Annotated in this window: 27 protein-coding genes; all 27 read left to right on the top strand. The window is 31.3% G+C overall.

Features of this window, described 5'->3' with window-relative positions; genetic code table 11:
• Positions 1 to 20 precede the first annotated feature (20 nt).
• The 27 genes from rpsH to glmL all read left to right on the top strand — a co-directional run bounded on the left by rpsH (position 21) and on the right by glmL (position 19,262).
• On the top strand, positions 21 to 419 hold the full coding sequence (gene rpsH, locus FNZ64_RS03255; RefSeq protein WP_142413438.1) for a 30S ribosomal protein S8: 399 nt from the start codon (positions 21 to 23) through the stop codon (positions 417 to 419).
• Positions 420 to 441: 22 nt separating this feature from the next.
• The gene (gene rplF / locus FNZ64_RS03250) at positions 442 to 984 is read left to right on the top strand and encodes a 50S ribosomal protein L6 (protein WP_142413437.1); all 543 of its coding nucleotides are present in this window, start codon (positions 442 to 444) and stop codon (positions 982 to 984) included.
• Positions 985 to 1,021: 37 nt separating this feature from the next.
• Positions 1,022 to 1,384 carry a 50S ribosomal protein L18 gene (rplR, locus tag FNZ64_RS03245; RefSeq protein ID WP_142413436.1) on the top strand — a complete coding sequence of 121 codons (363 nt, stop codon included), beginning with the start codon at positions 1,022 to 1,024 and terminating at the stop codon, positions 1,382 to 1,384.
• Between the two features lie 17 nt (positions 1,385 to 1,401).
• A complete protein-coding gene (gene rpsE, locus FNZ64_RS03240; RefSeq protein WP_142413435.1) occupies positions 1,402 to 1,899 on the top strand; it encodes a 30S ribosomal protein S5 in 498 nt (165 codons plus the stop codon).
• 11 nt (positions 1,900 to 1,910) lie between these two features.
• On the top strand, positions 1,911 to 2,090 hold the full coding sequence (gene rpmD, locus FNZ64_RS03235) for a 50S ribosomal protein L30 (RefSeq protein ID WP_142413434.1): 180 nt from the start codon (positions 1,911 to 1,913) through the stop codon (positions 2,088 to 2,090).
• A 30-nt stretch (positions 2,091 to 2,120) separates the two neighbouring features.
• Positions 2,121 to 2,561 (top strand): 50S ribosomal protein L15, encoded by a 441-nt coding sequence (rplO, locus tag FNZ64_RS03230; RefSeq protein ID WP_142413433.1) that lies wholly within the window; start codon positions 2,121 to 2,123, stop codon positions 2,559 to 2,561.
• Between the two features lies 1 nt (position 2,562).
• Entirely contained in the window at positions 2,563 to 3,843 is a 1,281-nt protein-coding gene (gene secY, locus FNZ64_RS03225) for a preprotein translocase subunit SecY (protein ID WP_142413432.1), read from the top strand.
• A gap of 19 nt (positions 3,844 to 3,862) precedes the next feature.
• A complete protein-coding gene (locus FNZ64_RS03220) occupies positions 3,863 to 4,513 on the top strand; it encodes an adenylate kinase (RefSeq protein ID WP_142413431.1) in 651 nt (216 codons plus the stop codon).
• Positions 4,514 to 4,685: 172 nt separating this feature from the next.
• Positions 4,686 to 4,964, top strand: a complete 279-nt coding sequence (locus FNZ64_RS03215; protein WP_142413430.1) for a KOW domain-containing RNA-binding protein — start codon at positions 4,686 to 4,688, stop codon at positions 4,962 to 4,964.
• Positions 4,965 to 4,971: 7 nt separating this feature from the next.
• Positions 4,972 to 5,190 carry a translation initiation factor IF-1 gene (gene infA, locus FNZ64_RS03210; protein WP_142413429.1) on the top strand — a complete coding sequence of 73 codons (219 nt, stop codon included), beginning with the start codon at positions 4,972 to 4,974 and terminating at the stop codon, positions 5,188 to 5,190.
• Positions 5,191 to 5,206: 16 nt separating this feature from the next.
• Entirely contained in the window at positions 5,207 to 5,320 is a 114-nt protein-coding gene (gene rpmJ, locus FNZ64_RS03205) for a 50S ribosomal protein L36 (protein ID WP_003373491.1), read from the top strand.
• 193 nt (positions 5,321 to 5,513) lie between these two features.
• Positions 5,514 to 5,882 carry a 30S ribosomal protein S13 gene (gene rpsM, locus FNZ64_RS03200; RefSeq protein ID WP_142413428.1) on the top strand — a complete coding sequence of 123 codons (369 nt, stop codon included), beginning with the start codon at positions 5,514 to 5,516 and terminating at the stop codon, positions 5,880 to 5,882.
• 22 nt (positions 5,883 to 5,904) lie between these two features.
• Positions 5,905 to 6,300 carry a 30S ribosomal protein S11 gene (gene rpsK, locus FNZ64_RS03195; protein WP_142413427.1) on the top strand — a complete coding sequence of 132 codons (396 nt, stop codon included), beginning with the start codon at positions 5,905 to 5,907 and terminating at the stop codon, positions 6,298 to 6,300.
• A 28-nt stretch (positions 6,301 to 6,328) separates the two neighbouring features.
• Entirely contained in the window at positions 6,329 to 6,949 is a 621-nt protein-coding gene (gene rpsD, locus FNZ64_RS03190; RefSeq protein WP_142413426.1) for a 30S ribosomal protein S4, read from the top strand.
• Between the two features lie 67 nt (positions 6,950 to 7,016).
• The gene (locus tag FNZ64_RS03185; protein WP_142413425.1) at positions 7,017 to 7,964 is read left to right on the top strand and encodes a DNA-directed RNA polymerase subunit alpha; all 948 of its coding nucleotides are present in this window, start codon (positions 7,017 to 7,019) and stop codon (positions 7,962 to 7,964) included.
• A 12-nt stretch (positions 7,965 to 7,976) separates the two neighbouring features.
• Entirely contained in the window at positions 7,977 to 8,318 is a 342-nt protein-coding gene (gene rplQ, locus FNZ64_RS03180; RefSeq protein WP_142413424.1) for a 50S ribosomal protein L17, read from the top strand.
• 86 nt (positions 8,319 to 8,404) lie between these two features.
• Complete coding sequence (locus tag FNZ64_RS03175) at positions 8,405 to 9,253, top strand: energy-coupling factor transporter ATPase (protein WP_142413423.1); 849 nt, start codon at positions 8,405 to 8,407, stop codon at positions 9,251 to 9,253.
• Positions 9,238 to 10,110, top strand: coding sequence for an energy-coupling factor transporter ATPase (locus FNZ64_RS03170; RefSeq protein ID WP_142413422.1), 873 nt, complete (start codon positions 9,238 to 9,240; stop codon positions 10,108 to 10,110). The genes FNZ64_RS03175 and FNZ64_RS03170 overlap by 16 nt, the downstream gene beginning before the upstream one ends.
• Before the next feature lie 29 nt (positions 10,111 to 10,139).
• On the top strand, positions 10,140 to 10,961 hold the full coding sequence (locus FNZ64_RS03165) for an energy-coupling factor transporter transmembrane component T family protein (RefSeq protein WP_142413421.1): 822 nt from the start codon (positions 10,140 to 10,142) through the stop codon (positions 10,959 to 10,961).
• A gap of 130 nt (positions 10,962 to 11,091) precedes the next feature.
• Positions 11,092 to 11,829: a tRNA pseudouridine(38-40) synthase TruA gene (gene truA, locus FNZ64_RS03160; RefSeq protein WP_142413420.1), complete on the top strand. Its 738-nt coding sequence runs from the start codon at positions 11,092 to 11,094 to the stop codon at positions 11,827 to 11,829.
• Between the two features lie 153 nt (positions 11,830 to 11,982).
• Positions 11,983 to 12,417: a 50S ribosomal protein L13 gene (rplM, locus tag FNZ64_RS03155; RefSeq protein WP_142413419.1), complete on the top strand. Its 435-nt coding sequence runs from the start codon at positions 11,983 to 11,985 to the stop codon at positions 12,415 to 12,417.
• Between the two features lie 22 nt (positions 12,418 to 12,439).
• Positions 12,440 to 12,832, top strand: a complete 393-nt coding sequence (gene rpsI / locus FNZ64_RS03150) for a 30S ribosomal protein S9 (RefSeq protein ID WP_142413418.1) — start codon at positions 12,440 to 12,442, stop codon at positions 12,830 to 12,832.
• Positions 12,833 to 13,227: 395 nt separating this feature from the next.
• On the top strand, positions 13,228 to 14,856 hold the full coding sequence (locus FNZ64_RS03145; protein WP_142413417.1) for a Na/Pi cotransporter family protein: 1,629 nt from the start codon (positions 13,228 to 13,230) through the stop codon (positions 14,854 to 14,856).
• Between the two features lie 298 nt (positions 14,857 to 15,154).
• Positions 15,155 to 15,853, top strand: a complete 699-nt coding sequence (cwlD, locus tag FNZ64_RS03140; protein WP_423244930.1) for an N-acetylmuramoyl-L-alanine amidase CwlD — start codon at positions 15,155 to 15,157, stop codon at positions 15,851 to 15,853.
• Between the two features lie 301 nt (positions 15,854 to 16,154).
• Positions 16,155 to 17,138, top strand: a complete 984-nt coding sequence (locus FNZ64_RS03135) for a GntR family transcriptional regulator (protein ID WP_142413415.1) — start codon at positions 16,155 to 16,157, stop codon at positions 17,136 to 17,138.
• A 270-nt stretch (positions 17,139 to 17,408) separates the two neighbouring features.
• Positions 17,409 to 17,831, top strand: a complete 423-nt coding sequence (gene glmS / locus FNZ64_RS03130; protein ID WP_142413414.1) for a methylaspartate mutase subunit S — start codon at positions 17,409 to 17,411, stop codon at positions 17,829 to 17,831.
• 36 nt (positions 17,832 to 17,867) lie between these two features.
• Positions 17,868 to 19,262 carry a methylaspartate mutase accessory protein GlmL gene (gene glmL, locus FNZ64_RS03125; RefSeq protein ID WP_142413413.1) on the top strand — a complete coding sequence of 465 codons (1,395 nt, stop codon included), beginning with the start codon at positions 17,868 to 17,870 and terminating at the stop codon, positions 19,260 to 19,262.
• Positions 19,263 to 19,268 lie beyond the last annotated feature (6 nt).

Genomic DNA, 19,268 nt, shown 5'->3' with positions numbered 1-19,268 from the left:
TATGAAAGGAGGCAAAAAATATGGGAATGACAGATCCTATTGCAGATTTACTTACACGTATAAGAAATGCCAATATAGTTGGACACGAAGTTGTAGAAGTACCATCTTCAAACATTAAGAAAGCTATAGTTAACATTATGTTAAATGAAGGGTACTTAAAAAACATGGAAGAGTACAATGATGGTTCTGTGCCAATGTTAAGACTTACAATGAAATATGGTAAGGATAAGCAAAGAGTAATTACTGGTCTTAAGAGAATATCTAAGCCAGGTTTAAGAGTATATAGTTCTAAAGATGAAGTTCCACAAGTTTTAAGTGGATTAGGAGTTGCTATAATTTCAACTTCACAAGGAATTATTACAGATAGAGAAGCAAGAAAACAAGGTATAGGCGGAGAGGTTATCTGCTACATTTGGTAGTTGATGAATAGGAGGTGTAATTATGTCAAGAGTAGGAAGACTTCCAGTAGCTATTCCTAACGGTGTAACAGTTACAGTATCACCAAGTAATGAGGTAGCTGTAAAAGGACCTAAAGGTGAATTAGTAAGACAAATGCATTCAGATATTAAAATTACTGTTGAGGATAATAATATAGTTGTAACTAGACCAAGCGAAAATAAGTTACATAGAGCTTTACACGGAACAACTAGATCTTTATTAAACAACATGGTAATCGGAGTAACTGAAGGATACCAAAAAACACTTGAATTAGTTGGTGTTGGATATAGAGCTGAAGTTAAAGCTAAAAAATTAGTTTTAAGTTTAGGATTTTCTCACCCTGTAGAAATAAATCAAGTTGAAGGTGTAACTTTTGAAACACCTGAAACAACAAAGATTATTATAAAGGGAATTGACAAAGAATTAGTTGGTGCGGTTGCAGCTGACATAAGAAGATGGAGAAAACCAGAGCCATATCAAGGTAAAGGTATCAAATATGCTGGTGAAGTTATAAGACGTAAAGAAGGTAAAACAGGTAAAAAATAATAAAAGTTGACAATAGGTAGAAAGGAGTGAACTACTTATGGCTAATAAGAATGAAAGAGTAGCTGCTAGAATTAGACGTCATAAGAGAGTACGTAGAAAAGTTCAAGGTACAATGGAAAGACCAAGACTTTGCGTATTCAGAAGCGCTAAAAATATATATGCTCAAATAGTTGATGATGTAGCTGGAGTAACTTTAGTTTCAGCATCAAGTTTAGATAAAGACTTCACTTTAAAAGTTGGAAGCAACAAAGAAGCAGCAAGACTTGTAGGTGAAGTAATAGGTAAAAAAGCTATCGAAAAAGGAATTAAAGAAGTAGTTTTTGATAGAGGTGGAAATATATATCACGGAAGAGTGCAAGAACTAGCTGAAGGAGCTAGAGAATCAGGACTTCAATTCTAAAAAAAGGAGGGGAATGTATGAGAGTCGATGCAACTAAGTTAGAACTTAAAGAAAAAGTTGTTAGTATAAACAGAGTAGCTAAGGTTGTTAAAGGTGGTAGAAACTTCAGATTCAGCGCTTTAGTAGTTGTTGGAGATGAAAATGGCCACGTTGGATTTGGTACGGGAAAAGCTACTGAAATACCTGATGCTATAAGAAAGGCTATTGAGGATGCTAAAAAACACCTAGTAAATGTTGCTATGGTAGAAACAACTATTCCTCATAGAATATATGGAGAATTCGGAACTGGAAAAATTTTATTAATGCCAGCTTCTGAAGGTACAGGAGTTATCGCTGGAGGTCCAGCAAGAGCAGTGCTTGAGCTTGCAGGATTAAAGGATGTTAGAGCTAAATCTTTAGGTTCTAATAACCCAAGAAACATGGTTAGAGCAACAATTAATGGATTATCAAATTTAAGAACAGCTGAACAGATTGCTGAATTAAGAGGCAAGACTGTTGAGGAGATCTTAGGATAGGAGGGATTCCCTTGGCAAAACTAAGAATAACTTTGAAAAGAAGTTTAATAGGTAGAAAAAAAGACCAAATAGCTACAGTTAGTGCTTTAGGTCTAAAGAAAATAAATGATGTTGTAGAACATAATGACACTCCTCAAATAAGAGGAATGATAAATAAAGTAAATTATCTCCTAGAGGTAGAAGAAGCTTAATTTATATTTTGTATAGGAGGAGGTGCAAACATGAAGTTACATGAATTAAGACCTGCAGAAGGAACAAAAAAGAATAAAAAAAGAGTAGGTAGAGGTACTGCTACTGGTTGGGGTAAGACAGCTGGTAGAGGTCAAACAGGACAAAATTCAAGATCAGGTGGTGGAGTTAGACCAGGTTTTGAAGGTGGTCAGTTACCTCTATATAGAAGAATACCTAAGAGAGGTTTTACTAACATATTTGCAAAAGAAATAGTTAGTATTAACGTAGATAGATTAAACGTGTTTGAAAATGGAACTGAGGTTACTCCAGAATTATTACTTGAAAAGAGAATAATAAGAAAAGTTAATGATGGGGTTAAGATTTTAGGAAATGGAAACTTAGAAAAAACATTAACAGTAAAGGCAAATAGTTTCTCAAAAACTGCAGCTGAGAAGATAGAAAATGCTGGAGGAAAAGTTGAGGTGATTTAGGATGCTATCTACCCTACGTAATGCCTGGAAAGTTCCTGAACTAAGGAAGAGAATGATCTTTACAATAATGATGGTTGTCCTTTTCAGGATGGGAAATTTCATTCCTGTCCCTGGAATTGACAGTAGCAAGATTGGTTCTCAGTTAGCTAACTCGAAGAATTTGCTTAACTTTTATGACTTAATTTCAGGAGGAGCATTTAGCAGTTTTAGTATCTTTGCTATGGGTGTTACTCCATACATAAATGCCTCAATTATAATACAGCTTTTAACAGTTGCCATTCCTAGACTTGAACAGTTATCAAAAGAAGGTCAGGATGGACGTAAAAAAATACAGAATTATACTAGATATTCTTCAATAATTTTTGCATTAGTAGAAGCTTTAGGTATGTACTATATAATAGGAAGAACTGGTGCCATATTAGATACTTCTAAATTTAATATGTTCCTAGTTATTTTGACAATGACAACTGCATCAGTCTTCTTAGTATGGTTAGGAGAGCAGATTACTGCAAGAGGAATAGGAAATGGTGTTTCAATGATAATTTTTGTTAATATCATTTCAAGATTCCCAAACTCCATGTCAAAAGTATTCCTTACTAAGAGCATGGGAGGAGCTACATTTGTAGCTGTAACTATTCTATTAGCAGGCTTAGCAGCTATGTTGCTAATGGTTATAGTAGTTAACTTAAGTGAAAGAAGAATACCTGTTCAATATGCTGGGAAAGCTGCAGGAGGAAAGATGTTTAAAGGTCAATCAACTCATATACCAATAAACATAAGTTCTTCTTCAGTAATTTCAATAATATTTGCAATGTCAGTTATGAGGTTTCCTATAACTATAGCTGATTTTGCTCCTAACACAGCTTTTGCTAAGTTTGTTAAGACTAGTCCATATAGTATATTTAGGGAAAATACTTGGCAATATGCAGTAGTATATGCAGTATTAATAATATTTTTTACTGTTTTCTATACACAAATTACTTTTAAACCAGATGAGATGTCTGAGAATATGCATAAATCATCAGGGTTTATTCCTGGAATTAGACCTGGTGAGCCTACTACTATGTACCTTGAAAGTGTTTTAAATAAAATGGCTGTATTGGGTGGATTATTTGCTTCAATAATAGCAATATTCCCTATTTTGATAGAAGCCTATAGTCCTTTTAAACAGATATCTTTAGGAGGAACTGCATTACTTATTGTAGTAGGAGTTGCTGTTGAAACAATGAGACAACTAGAATCACAATTAGTAATGAGACATTATCAAGGATTCTTAAAATAAAAGTTCGGAGATGATTACATTGAAGATAATTTTATTAGGTCCTCCAGGGGCTGGTAAGGGCACACAGGCTAAGTCAATTAGTAGTAAATATTGTATACCTCATATATCAACTGGAGATATATTTAGGCAAAACATTGGTGATAAAACCCCACTTGGAGTAGAAGCTAAAAAATACATTGATAGTGGAGCATTAGTTCCTGATGAATTAACTATAAGTATTGTGGAAGATAGAATAACTAAAGCGGATTGTGAAAATGGATTCTTACTAGACGGCTTTCCAAGAACAGTAAAGCAAGCTGAAGCTTTAGAAAAAGCCTTAGAAAAACAAGGTGAAAAAATAGATTTAGCTCTGCAAATAGAAGTTCCAAGGGAAAGTATCCTTGATAGAATGACAGGACGAAGAGTATGTCCATCTTGTGGTGCTAGTTATCACATTAAGTTTAATCCACCAAAAGTAGATTCAAAATGTGATCTTTGCAATACTGAAGTGATCCAAAGAGCTGATGATGCTGTTTCAACAGTTAACAATAGATTAGATTCTTATGAAAATCAAACTAAACCTTTAGTAGATTTTTATGGTAAAAGAAATCAATTAGCTGTTGTTGATGGATCAAAACCAATAGAGGATGTATTTAACGCGATTTGTGAGGTTTTGGAGTCTAAAAAATAGATTTAAAAGATGTTGCTTAAAGGGTAAAGTAAAAGCAAAAGGTAATATCCAACCTATTGGATTATTTTATACTTATAAATAAAATATATTTAAGAAACATAGTATTTTTAGACTCATTGTGGGAAAAATGGTAATAAGTTCTTAGGTTTAAAACAAGCAGAGGTGAAAGCTATTGGAAACTAATACTCCTTTAGGGGAAGTTGTTTATTCTAAAACTGGAAGAGACAGCGACAATTATTATATAGTTGTAGATATAATAAATAATGATTATGTTTATATAGCAGATGGAAAACTGAGAAAGATTGAAAAACCTAAGAAAAAGAAATGTAAGCATCTTATCTTTACAGGAAAATTCTCAATGGAGATAAGAACTTCAATTCTAGGTAAAAAGAAGATTAGCAATTCTAAGATAAAAAGTTTCTTAGATACTATTTCCAATAAGGAGGTTTGATTACCTTATGTCAAAAGACGATGTAATTGAAATGCAAGGTGTTGTTACCGATTCTTTACCTAATGCAACATTTCAAGTTGAATTAGAGAGTGGTCATAAAATTATAGCTCATATTTCAGGAAAACTGAGAATGAACTTTATAAAGATATTACCAGGCGATAAAGTTAAAGTAGAACTATCTCCTTATGATTTGACTCGTGGAAGAATTATATGGAGAGAAAAATAGTAAGGAGGGTTAAACGATGAAAGTAAGACCATCTGTAAAACCTATTTGCGAAAAATGCAAAGTTATAAAAAGAAAAGGAAGAGTAATGGTCATCTGTGAAAATCCTAAACATAAACAAAAACAAGGCTAAAATATAATAAATTAAAAAGACTATTTAATTTATCATATAATCTGATATAATTATAAAGGTTAAAAATACTTAGGAGCGGCTGCTAATGGAATAACCTTATTCTATTATCCTAATGTTTTATATAAATACACACAAAATTTTAAATTGCAGGCTATAAAAAACTAAGTAATTACCTAGGAGGTGTAAATCACATATGGCAAGAATAGCAGGTGTTGACCTACCAAGAGAAAAAAGAGTGGAAATTGGTTTAACATATATATTCGGAATTGGACTTCCAACTTCTCAAAGAATTTTAAAAGATATAGGTGTTAATCCTGATACAAGAATAAAAGATTTATCTGAGGATGAAGTAGCTTCTTTAAGAGACTATATCAATAAAAACTTTACAATCGAAGGTGATTTAAGAAGAAGAATCGCTTTAGATATAAAGAGATTAAATGAGATTGGTTGCTACAGAGGAATCAGACATAGAAAAGGACTTCCAGTTAGAGGTCAAAAAACTAAAACTAATGCAAGAACAAGAAAAGGTCCTAAGAAGACTATTGCTAATAAAAAGAAATAGTAATTAGATAGGAGGGAAGATCGTGGCACCAAGAAAAGTTAAGAAATCAAGAAGAAGAAAAGAGAGAAAAAATATTGAGCACGGATGTGCACATATTAAATCAACATTTAACAATTCAATTGTTACTTTAACTGACAGTGTAGGAAATTGCTTATCATGGGCTAGTGCAGGTGGATTAGGTTTCAAAGGTTCAAGAAAAGGAACTCCATTTGCTGCACAAATGGCTGCTGAAACAGCTGCTGGAGTAGCAATGGAACACGGATTAAAGAGTATAGAAGTTTACGTTAAAGGTCCAGGCGCAGGAAGAGAAGCTGCTATAAGATCTTTACAAGCAGCAGGCTTAGAGATCACTTTAATAAAAGACGTAACTCCAATACCACACAATGGTTGTAGACCACCAAAAAGAAGAAGAGTTTAATTTAGGGAAATAGGAGGTGTAATTTTCCATGGCAAGATATACAGGTGCTGTTTGTAGACTTTGTAGAAGAGAAGGAATGAAATTATTCCTTAAGGGAGATAGATGTTACTCAGATAAATGTTCTGTTGCAAGAAGAGGATATGCTCCAGGACAACACGGACAAAGTAGAAAGAAAATGTCTAACTACGGTTTACAATTAAGAGAAAAACAAAAAGCTAAGAGAATATATGGTGTACTTGAAAAACAATTTAGAAGATATTATGTAAAAGCTGATAAGTTAAGAGGTATAACTGGTGAAAACTTATTAAGACTTTTAGAAGTGAGATTAGACAGTGTAGTATACAAATTAGGATACGGAAATTCAAGAAATGAAGCTAGACAATTAGTAACTCATGGACATTTCTTAGTAAATGGTAAAAAAGTTGATATCCCATCATTCACACTTTCAGTTAATGATGTAGTATCAGTTCGTGAGAAAAGCAGAGGAACAGAAACATTTAAGACATTTAATGAAAATCCAAAGACTCTTCCAAGCTGGATAGAAGCTAATCGTGAAAGCTTTGAAGCTAAGATAGTTTCAATGCCAACTAGAGAAGAGATAGATGTACCTGTTAACGAAACATTAATTGTTGAGTTATACAGCAAATAATAATTTAATTTAAAATCAGTTGCCCTCAGATGAGGTTTAAGTTCCTAAACGAAGGAGGGTTATATAGTTGTTAGAAATTGAAAAGCCAAAAATTGAGTGTGTTGAAACAAGTGAAGATGGATCATATGGTAAATTTGTCATTGAACCATTAGAAAGAGGATATGGAATTACCTTAGGGAATTCCCTAAGAAGAATTCTTCTTTCATCACTACCAGGAGCAGCAGCTAATTGTATTAAGATAGATGGTGTTTTACATGAATTCTCCACTGTAAAAGGTGTAAAAGAAGATGTAGCGGAATTAATTCTTAATGTAAAAGAGTTAGCAATAAAAATGCACGGAGAAGGATCAACCACTGTGTATATAGATGCACAAGGTCCAGGAGAAGTTAAAGCTGGAGATATTAGAACTGGTGGCAATGTAGAAATCATCAATAAAGATTTACATATTGCTACTTTAGATGATGATTGTAAATTGTATATGGAAATCAATGTTAACAAAGGAAGAGGATATGTTTCTCAATCTAAAAACAAATCAGATGAGCTTCCTATATCTGTTATTCCTATTGATTCTATATACACACCAGTAAAAAGAGTTAATTATATTGTTGAGAATACGAGAGTAGGTCAAATTACTGACTATGATAAATTAACTTTAGAAGTATGGACTAACGGTACCATAAAACCTGATGAAGCTATAAGTTTATCTGCAAAGATTCTTATTGAACACTTCAAGTTATTTATGACATTAACAGATCATGCTGATGATGTTGAAATAATGGTGGAAAAGGAAGAAGACAAGAAGGAAAAAGTCCTTGAAATGACTATCGAAGAACTTGATCTTTCAGTTAGAAGTTATAACTGCTTAAAGAGAGCAGGCATTAACACTGTTCAAGAATTAACTGAAAGAACAATGGAAGATATGATGAAAGTCAGAAACCTTGGAAGAAAATCACTAGAAGAAGTTCAACATAAATTGAAAGAATTAAACTTAGGCTTGAAAAAAAGTGAGGAATAAGGAGGGAGAGCTATGGCAATACAACGCAAGTTAGGACGTCCGACTGACCAAAGAATGGCTATGTTAAGAAACCTAGTAACTAGTTTCTTAAAGCATGGTAAAATAGAAACAACAGAGACAAGGGCAAAAGAAACTAAAAGATTAGCAGAAAAAATGATAACACTTGCTAAAAAGGGAGATCTTCATTCAAGAAGACAAGTACTTGCTTTCGTAACTGAGAAAGAAGTAGTTGAGAATTTATTTACCAATATAGCTCCAAAGTATGCTGAGAGAAACGGTGGATATACAAGAATATACAAAGTAGGTCCAAGAAGAGGAGACGCTGCGGAAGTAGTTGTTTTAGAATTGGTTTAGCTTGTGTATAGGGGATTAAGTGAATTTTACTTAGTCCCCATTTTAATATATTCAATCTAAAATTTAATTGTAAAGTGGGAATGGATATGGATAAGTTAAATTGTATAATTAAGTGTGAAGATTTAACCTATAGCTATATAGATGAAGAGGGGAAAGAAATAAAGGCTTTAAATGGAGTAAATTTAGATGTTTATGAAGGAGAATTTCTAGCCATATTAGGGCATAATGGTTCAGGAAAATCCACTTTAGCAAAACTTTTTAATGGTCTTTTAACACCTAAAGAAGGTAATTTAACTGTATATGGTATGAATACTAGGGAAGAAAAAAACATTTGGGATATTAGAAAAAAAGTAGGTATGGTCTTTCAAAATCCAGATAACCAAATAGTTGCAACTATAGTAGAAGAAGATGTGGCCTTTGGTCCTGAAAATTTAGGCATGCCTTCAAAGGAAATAAGGAATAAAGTAGATGGAGCACTTAAAAGCGTAGGAATGTACGAATATAGAAAACACTCCCCTAATTTATTATCTGGTGGCCAAAAGCAGAGGGTAGCTATAGCAGGAATATTGGCTATGGATACAAATTGTATAATTTTTGATGAATCTACAGCTATGTTAGATCCAATAGGAAGACAAGAAGTTATAAATACAGCCTTAAAGCTTAATAAAGAGTTTGGGAAAACTATAATATTAATTACACACTACATGGAAGAAGTAGTAGAAGCTGATAGATTAGTAATACTATCAGGAGGGGAAGTATGTATGCAAGGGACTCCAAAGCAAGTTTTTTCTAATGTAAGTAATATGAAGAGTTTTGGACTAGATGTTCCAGAAGTTACTGAACTAGCTTATGAGCTTAGAAAAGTTGGAGTTAACATAGAAGAAGATATAATAAATATGGAAGAAATGGTGGATGCATTATGTTCATTGAGGTAAAAGATTTATCTTATATTTATATGCAGGGAACTCCTTTTGAAAAGAAGGCATTAGACAAGATAAATATGGAAATAAATAAAGGGGATTTTATATCTATAATAGGCCATACTGGTTCAGGAAAGTCCACATTAATACAAATGCTAAACGGACTTTTAAAACCAACCTCTGGTACAGTCTATGTTGACGGTGTTGATATATTTTCTAAAAAGGTGAATTTAACTGATATAAGAAAAAAAGTAGGTCTAGTATTTCAATATCCCGAATATCAATTATTTGAGGAAACCATAGAAAAAGATATTGCTTATGGGCCATCCAATCTAGGATTAAGTGAAGAAGAAATAATTAATAGAGTTAAAGAGTCCATGAATATGGTTGGACTTAATTACGAAAAGTATAAAGACAAGTCACCTTTTAATCTTAGTGGTGGGCAAAAAAGGAGAGTTGCTATAGCAGGTATCCTTGCAATGAAGCCTAAGGTTTTAATATTAGATGAACCAGCAGCAGGTTTGGATCCTAGAGGCAGAGAAGAGATTTTACGGAGCATAAAAGAACTAAATGAGAAGTATAACATTACCATAATATTAGTATCACATAGCATGGATGATGTAGCTAGATTTGCTAAAAGTGTAATAGTTATGTCAGAAGGTAAATGTATTTTAAAGGGAAGCAAGATAGAAGTTTTTAAAGAAGTAAAGCTTCTAGAAAATTCAGGACTTAGTGTACCATCAGTTACTTACCTCATAAGTAGATTAAATAAAAGAGGGTTTAATCTAAGAGACGACATATATACAGTTCATGAGTTAAAAGATGAATTGCTTAAAGAAATAGGGATAAAGAAAGAAAGGGGAGAAATATAAACAAGTAAGTATACTTGTTTAAAAGATATATGATAAAAGATATAACATTAGGACAATATATACCAGGAGATTCTTTTATACATAAACTAGATCCTAGATTTAAAATCATAGCATCCTTAATTTTTATTATCCATCTCTTTTTAATAGATAAGTTTTATGCTTATATATTAGTGGGGTTATTTGTTGGAACCACAATCTTAGTATCAAAGATTAAATTAAAGTATATATATAGAGGATTAAAACCCATATTTATTCTTTTAATATTTACTGCAGTTTTGAATATTTTTATGACAGATGGGGGAAAATTACTATTTAAGTGGAAGTTTATAACCATATATAGTGAGGGAGTTAAAATAGCACTTTTTATGGTTATAAGACTTATATTTCTTATTATAGGCACTTCTCTTTTAACACTTACCACATCCCCAATACAACTTACAGATGGTTTAGAGAGCTTATTTAGCCCACTTAAAAAATATAATTTTCCAGCACATGAACTTGCAATGATGATGACCATAGCATTAAGATTTATTCCTACACTTATAGATGAAACAGATAAAATAATGAAAGCACAAATGTCTAGAGGAGCAGATTTTTCTTCAGGAAGTATAGTTAAGAGAGCTAAGAGTCTAATTCCAATTCTAGTACCACTATTTATAAATTCCTTTAAAAGAGCCGATGAATTAGGTGTTGCTATGGAGGCAAGGTGTTATAGAGGTGGCGAAGGTAGAACTAAGCTTAAAATTTTAAAATATGAAAAAGAAGATTATATTGCAATAGGCATTTTATCTATATATTTAATTTTAATATTAAGTACGAGATTTGTAGACTTAGGTGGTATATTAATATAATAATCTCTATATAAAAGTGATTATACAGTAACTATTATGTGATATTGTTCATAGAACACTAACTATAAAATGAAATTTACAAAAGTATACTTACAAAACAATATTTACAACATAAGAGAGTGTGTTTTATATGAAAAATATAAAGCTAGTAATAGAATATGATGGAAGCCAATATTTTGGATGGCAAAAGCAAAAGAACTCTAGAAGTATTCAAGGTACCTTAGAACAGGTTTTATCAGAGGTTTTAAAAGAAGATATAGAAGTAATAGGATGTAGTAGAACAGATGCAGGAGTACATGCAAAAGCTTATGTTTTAAACTTTAAAAGTGAAACTAAGATTCCAGCAGAAAAGATTAAATATGCTTTAAATAATAAATTACCTAGAGACATTGTAGTTTTGGACTCTAGGGAAGTTTCAGAGGATTTTCATGCAAGATATAGTTCTACAGGGAAAACTTATGTTTATACAATCTTAAATAGGGAAATGCCTTCAGCTATAGAGAGAAATTATGTTTATCATCATCCCTATAATTTAAACATAAACGCCATGAAAGAAGCATGTAAATTTTTTATAGGAACCCACGATTTCTCTGCATTTAAAAACACAGGAAGCTCCGTTCAAACTTCAATTAGAACTATTACAAAACTAGAAATAGATAATAAAGAATATAGAATAAAAATATATATTTCAGCAGATGGTTTTTTATATAATATGGTAAGAATAATTGTAGGTACCTTAATTCTTGTTGGAGAGGGAAAACTAAAGCCAGAAGAAATAGATAAAATTATTAAATCTAAAGATAGAAAAAAAGCTGGTAAGACAGCTCCAGCACAAGGACTATGTTTACTTACATCAATGTATATATAAAAATTAAAAAAATTCATGATATATATCTTAAATATGTTGACACACCCGGCTAGATGTATTATAATTATTAAAGTTGTGATGTGTATATAGATCCACTAGCCCCGGGTCTTTTGCATAGATATGTTCATGTAAAATTCAGGGAGGGAAAATAGAATGAAATCATACATAGCTAAAAATAGTGAAGTAGAAAGAAAATGGTATGTAGTAGATCTTGAAGGACAAACATTAGGTAGAGCAGCAAGCCAAATAGCATCAATATTAAGAGGAAAGCATAAACCAACATACACACCTCATGTTGATACAGGTGACTATGTAATAGTTATAAATGCAGAGAAAGTTGTTTTAACTGGTAAGAAGTTAGATCAAAAATTACTAAGACATCACTCAATGTATCCAGGCGGATTAAAAGAAATGTCTTACAGAGATGCAATAGCTAAAAAACCTGAGTTTGTTTTCGAAGAAGCAGTTAGAAGAATGCTTCCAAAAGGAAAGTTAGGTCGTCAAATGTTTAAGAAATTAAAGGTTTATAGTGGACCAGAGCATAATAATGCAGCTCAAAATCCAGAAAAGCTAGAATTAAGATACTAATTATCTGAAGGGAGGAAGTCACATGGCAAAAGTACAATATTTAGGAACAGGAAGAAGAAAGACATCAATAGCTAGAGTAAGACTAGTACCAGGTGAGGGACTAGTAAAAATAAATAAAAGAGATATAAACGATTATTTTGGTTTAGATACTTTAAAAATAATAGTTAACCAACCATTAGAATTAACAGGTACAAAAGAGAAATTTGATGTATTAGTTAATGTTCATGGCGGTGGTTTTTCAGGGCAAGCAGGAGCTATAAGACACGGAATATCTAGAGCTTTAATAAAAGCTGATGAAAACTTAAGACCAGAATTAAAGAAAGCTGGATTCTTAACAAGAGATTCTAGAATGAAAGAAAGAAAGAAATACGGTCTTAAAAAAGCAAGAAGAGCTCCACAATTCTCAAAGAGATAGTATTTTTATTTTACATAAAAAGGAAGGGTGTAACCCTTCCTTTTTTGCGTTATCTAATAGCTAGTCACTATAATAGTATATATATCTAATAGCTAGCCACTATAATAGTATATATCTTTAAATATGTGTACTTTAAAGAATATGTAGTATGGTAAGTGATTAAGAAATAAGTGACAAACAAATGAAAAATATTTTTAAAGCAAATGTTAACAAATTGTTAATGAAAATAAAGATGATGTTAAAAGTAAAGGAAAGTTATTAACATTAGTCTAAAAATTTTGTATTATTGATTATGGTATTAAAAAATACTGTTACTTATGATTTAAGTATTGAATGAACTTATCCAGGTTTATGTATTTTAATTAACCATTATTTTTGTTAACAGGAGGGATTTTATGAGCCAGGGGCTTAGAATGGCTATTGAACTTTTTGGTGGTCTAGGGTTATTTCTATATGGAATGAAACTAATGGGGGATGGCCTTCAAAATGCAACAGGTGAAGGGCTAAAATCAATTTTTGAGAAAATTACATCAAATCCTTTAAAAGGTGTTTTAACAGGTGCATTAGTTACAGCTATTATTCAAAGTAGTAGTGCTACTACAGTAATGGTAGTTGGATTTGTAAATGCACAGCTTATGAATCTTTACCAAGCTACAGCTGTAATTATGGGAGCCAATATAGGTACTACTATAACAGCTCAAATAGTAACTTTAGATATTGATGCCTTTATCCCTATATTTATAGGAATAGGAACCCTAATTGTCTTATTTGCACAGGCAAGTAGGGGAAGAGAGATAGGTAATATAGTATTAGGTTTTGGTATCCTCTTTTTAGGTATGGGATTAATGAAAACATCAATGGCACCTTTAGAAAAATCACAAATGTTTAAAGATATACTAATGAAATTAGATGGGAATATGTTTTTAGGTATATTAGCAGGACTAGCAATAACAGCAGTAATACAAAGTTCTTCTGCCACTACTGGTATATTAATTTCACTAGCATCTACAGGGGTTTTGACTATAACTATGGTTATCCCTATTTTGTTTGGATGTAACATAGGAACTTGCGTAACAGCATTATTATCAAGTATAGGAACCTCAAAAACAGCTAGAAAAGCAGCTATTATACACTTACTATTTAATTTGCTAGGAACCATAATATTTATACCATTATTTAAACCATTATCCTGGATAGTTGCCTCAGCACCAGTAATAGGCTCAACTGTAGTTGAAAAACAAATTGCAAATGCACATACTATTTTTAATGTAATTAATACCATAATACTTTTACCATTTATAAAATACTTAGTAAAAATGGCTAATATTATTATAAAAGGTGAAGATGAAACAGAAAAATATGGAACTCAGTACATAGATGACAGGTTATTAGAAACTCCTGTTATAGCTGTTGGACAAACAGTTAAAGAAATAATTAGAATGGCAAATAAGGCTAGAGAGAACTTAGAAATTTCAGAAGAGGCCTTTGAAACAAATAATGATAAATTAGTTAAAAAAGTATATAAAAATGAGAAACTTATAAATCTACTAGAAGATGAGATTGTAACGTTCCTTGTTAAATTATCAAAGGAAGACCTATCTGATCATGAAACAGATATAGTAACTTCAATGTTTCATGTAGTAAATGATATAGAGAGAATAGGAGATCATGCAGAGAATATAGCAGATCTTGCTAGTGAGAAAATGGTTAAGAGGATAGAGTTCTCAGAAGAAGCTCGTAAAGAATTAAATGAAATGTTTAAATATACAGTAGAAGTTTTGTCTACTAGTGTAGAAGCTTTTGAACAAAAAAGTATTGAAAAGGTAGATGAGGTTAGAATATTAGAGAAGAAAGTAGACTCACTAGAAGAACAATTAAGACTTTCTCACATAAGAAGATTAAACCAAGAACTTTGTAGTGCTTCTGTGGGTACTGTATTTTTAGATCTTATAAGCAATTTAGAAAGAATAGGAGATCATGCAAATAATATTGCAGATACAGTAGTAGAAACTTTAGCAGAATAGATAAGAATGTAATAGCACAAAAATATTAATATTGTAATTTTAATAATAACATAAGAGTTAATTTTATATTTTTAGCTATTACATTAGAAGCCGTATTAGAATTGCTAATAAAATTCAATAGACAATTTTAAGAGTACTTAAGTAAAATTAAGTGCTCTTTTTTATATTTATTAAGGTAAAATTAAGTACCCTTATTTTGTAGTGAATATAATCAAAATTAAATACTTTTTTTCATATTTACTATTATGCATGAATAGATTTATTAATAGAGAAATGAAAGGGAGAGAAGATATTGAAAATAATAAAAAACAAAAAGTTATTATACAGTATTTTAGTGCTTTTATTATGTATTACTTCTATTGTAGCAGTTAATTATAATGCTGCAATAAGCACAATGAAAACATCAGAAGAAAAATCTATATTAATAGATGCAGGTCATGGAGGAATTGACGGAGGAGCTGTATCTCCAAGAGGAACCATAGAAAAAGATTTAAATCTTAAAATAGCACTATATACTAAAGAAGAGTTAGAAAAGCAAGGATTTAAAGTATATATGACAAGAGAAGAAGATAGAGGGCTTTATGACAATGAGGGTACTGTTAGACAAAAGAAAATACAAGATCTAAATAATAGATGTAAGATGAAAGAAGAGAAGAAGCCAGATATATTCTTAAGCATCCATATGAATAAATTTCCTGAAGAGAAGTATAGTGGAGCTCAAGTTTGGTATTCAAGGTATAAGGACAGTAAAAAGCTTGCAGAAATAACACAAAAAAATTTAAAAGAAGATTTAAATCCTAAAAATAATAGAGTTCAAAAAGAAGCAAAGGACCAATTTAAAATTTTAAGATCCAATGATGATATGGCTTCAATTATTGTAGAATGTGGATTTATATCTAATTATGAAGAAGAAACAAAACTTAAGAGTGAAGAGTATCAAAGAAAAATTGCTAAAACCTTATGTAAATCCATATTGGAATACTATAAAGAGAGGTAATGGACTTTTAAATCAGTCCATTACCTCTCTTTTATTTAAGGAAATATACAGTATAAAACATTAAAGTTATATAGAGGTATAAGATAAATGTAAAGGAATTTTAAATTAAATATATATAAATTAAGTTTAAATAAGATTAAAAACAGGCGAATTTAGCGTATATATGGCAAAATCTTAAAAAAACTATTAATAGATTTTATTTAGTGCACAATTGAATTTATTTTTTGAAAATTATTGATATGATAAAATATATATGGTATTATAAAATTGTCCTATGGATTAGTCCATTAGTCCATTATAGATGGAGGAGATTGAAATAGATATTTTAGTTAATAAAAGAAGTGGAGTTCCACTATACTTACAAGTTAAAAAGCAAATTCTAGATCAAATAAGAAGTGGAAAGATAAAGGTTGGTAGTAAGATGCCAACAGAAAGAGAATTAGCTACTAGTCTTGGAGTAAGTAGAAATACCATAAGTTCAGCATACAACGAGTTAGAAAAAGAAGGAATAATCAAATCCTACCAAGGAAAAGGTACTTTTGTTATTGAAGAGGTATCTTCATGGAAAGATAAAAATCTAAAGGATAAGATTATAAAGGTTTTAGATCTTGCCTTAGAAGAAGCCCTTGAAAATGGCATGAGTACAGAAGAGTTTCTAGAAGTTGTAAATGATAGAGTAAGTGAAAGAAAAGAAATGATGAAAAAAATCGTATCTGTATATGTTGAATGCAACATAGAACAAGCCAAAATGTTCAGTGTTCAGTTAAGCAGTACAAGTGAAATGAGTGTAATACCACTTACTATATCAGATCTTCAAAAGATGGACAAGAATACTATAGAGGTTCTAACAAAGTGTCAAGTGATTATAACTACTTTTAATCATGTAAATGAGGTTATAGAACTTACAAAAGAACAAAAGAAAGATGTGTTAGGGGTAGCCATTAATCCAGACTTAGGTACCATAGTTAGAATAGCAAGATACCCAGAGGGCACAAAGTTTGGTTTTATTTGTATATCAGAAGAGTTTATGTTTAAAATAAGACGAGCTTTAGAGAGTTCAGGTTTAGGGAATGTTAATATGAAATTTACTAATACATATAAAGAAAATGAGTTGAAAAACTTTATAGAAGATACAGATGTAATTATAGTATCTCCTGGTAGATACAAAGATATTAAGAATTTCAATAAATATGGGAAAGATGTTATTGAATTTATATATACACTTGATGATGGATCAGTAAAAGCCATAAAATCAAAGTTAATAGAATTGAAGTATAATAGTTAAGAAGTAAGAAGTAATAAGTAATAAGTAGCAGTTAGTGGTTATTAGTTAGTAGTGAGCAGTTAAGAAGTAATAATTAAGAAGCAAGAGTTGAGAGTTAATAATTAAATTTATGCTAGATATTACAAATAATGAAGTTTAAGGGGTTTCAAATGAGTTTAAAATATCAAATACTGATATTTTAATATATAAAAAATTTATACATTAAAAGGGTTAGATAAATAAAAATATTTATATTATTATTTATTATTAATTTAGGAGGCCTTAGTTGATATGGAAAAAAAGAATGGCAAGACTATAGTAATTGGGGTTATAGGTTCTGATTGCCACGCAGTAGGAAATAAAATAATTGATTATGCGTTAACAGAATCAGGGTTCAATGTAATTAATATTGGGGTGTTATCACCACAGGAAGACTTTATTAATGCAGCGGTAGAAACAAATGCAGATGCAATTATAGTTTCTTCACTTTATGGTCATGGAGAAATTGACTGTAGAGGACTTAGAGAAAAATGTCAAGAAGCAGGATTAAAAGATGTATTACTATATGTTGGGGGCAACATAGTTGTAGGAAAACAAGATTGGAATGAAGTTCATGGAAGATTTAAAGAAATGGGCTTTGACAGAGTATATGGACCAGGAACTCCAATTGAAGTTACTATAGGAGATTTAAAAACTGACTTAAATATAAAATAGAAATAAAAAGTACTTTTAATCAGAGGTGAAAATGAAGTGGATGCATACCTATTAATAGACTTTGGTAGTACTTATACCAAGCTAACAGTTGTAGATTTAGAAAAAGAGGAAATTATAGCTACAGCTAAAGATATTACAACAATCGAAGATGATATAATGACAGGTTTTAATAATGCCTACACCAAAATAGAAGAACAACTAAAAGGAAAAGAAGTTAATTATATAAATAGATTAGCTTGTTCCTCTGCAGCTGGAGGCTTAAAGATGATAGCAGTAGGATTAGTTCCAGACCTTACAGCAGAAGCTGCAAAAAGGGCGGCGCTAGGAGCTGGTGCTAGAATACTAAATGTATACAGCTTTGAGCTAACCCAAAGTGAAATAGAGGAAATGAGAAGATCAAAACTAGATATAATCCTTTTAGCTGGGGGAACAGATGGCGGAAACAAAGATTGCATAATTCATAATGCCAAAATCATAGCAGAGTCTAAACTTAATGTTCCAGTAGTTGTAGCAGGAAATAAAGTAGCAAATGATGAAATAAAGAAAATTTTTGATGAGGCAGGAGTTTATTACAGCATAACACAAAATGTAATGCCAAAATTAAATGAACTTAATGTAGAACCTGCAAGGGAAGAAATAAGAAAAATCTTCATGGGTAATATAGTAAAAGCAAAAGGTTTAGGAAATGCAGAAAGTTTTATAAATGGTATACTGATGCCAACACCAGCAGCTGTATTAAAAGCAGCACAAGCTTTAAGCTTAGGCACAGATGAAGAAGAAGGTATAGGAGACTTAATCATAGTAGATATAGGTGGTGCAACAACAGATATTCACTCATTAGCTGATGGAGAACCATCCAAAGCAGGTGTAACAATTAGGGGACTTGAAGAACCTTTTGCAAAAAGAACTGTAGAAGGGGATTTGGGAATGAGATACTCAGCACTTTCCCTACTTGAAGCTGCTGGTACAAGAAAAATGAGAACCTATTTAAAAGATAAGGAAAGAAAAATAGATGTTTCGGAAAACTGTAAATTTAGAACTGAAAATATAAGAATGGTTCCAAAAACAGTAGATGAAATTTTCTTCGATGAAGCCATGGCAAAGGTAGCAACGGAGCTAGCTATGTCAAGACATGTAGGAACAGTAGAGTGTACCTATACACCAATGGGACCAATATACACTCAAGTTGGTAAAGATTTAATGCCAGTAAAATATATGATTGGAACAGGTGGAGTACTTGTTCATAGTAAGAATCCTAGTGATATATTAAGAGCAGGAACATTCTCCATGGAAGATGCAACACATCTTAAACCACAAAATCCAGGATTTATGTTGGACAAATCATATATTCTATCTGCAATGGGATTATTAGCTCAGGAATTGCCTGATTTAGCCGTAAGATTAATGAAAAAATATTTAGTAGAGTTATAGTTTATA

The sequence above is a fragment of the Hathewaya massiliensis genome, assembly GCF_902143515.1.
Classification (GTDB): Bacteria; Bacillota; Clostridia; order Clostridiales; family Clostridiaceae; genus Hathewaya; species Hathewaya massiliensis.
Note: the sequence above shows the minus strand (reverse complement) of the source record. Positions and strands in the feature narration are given on the sequence as shown.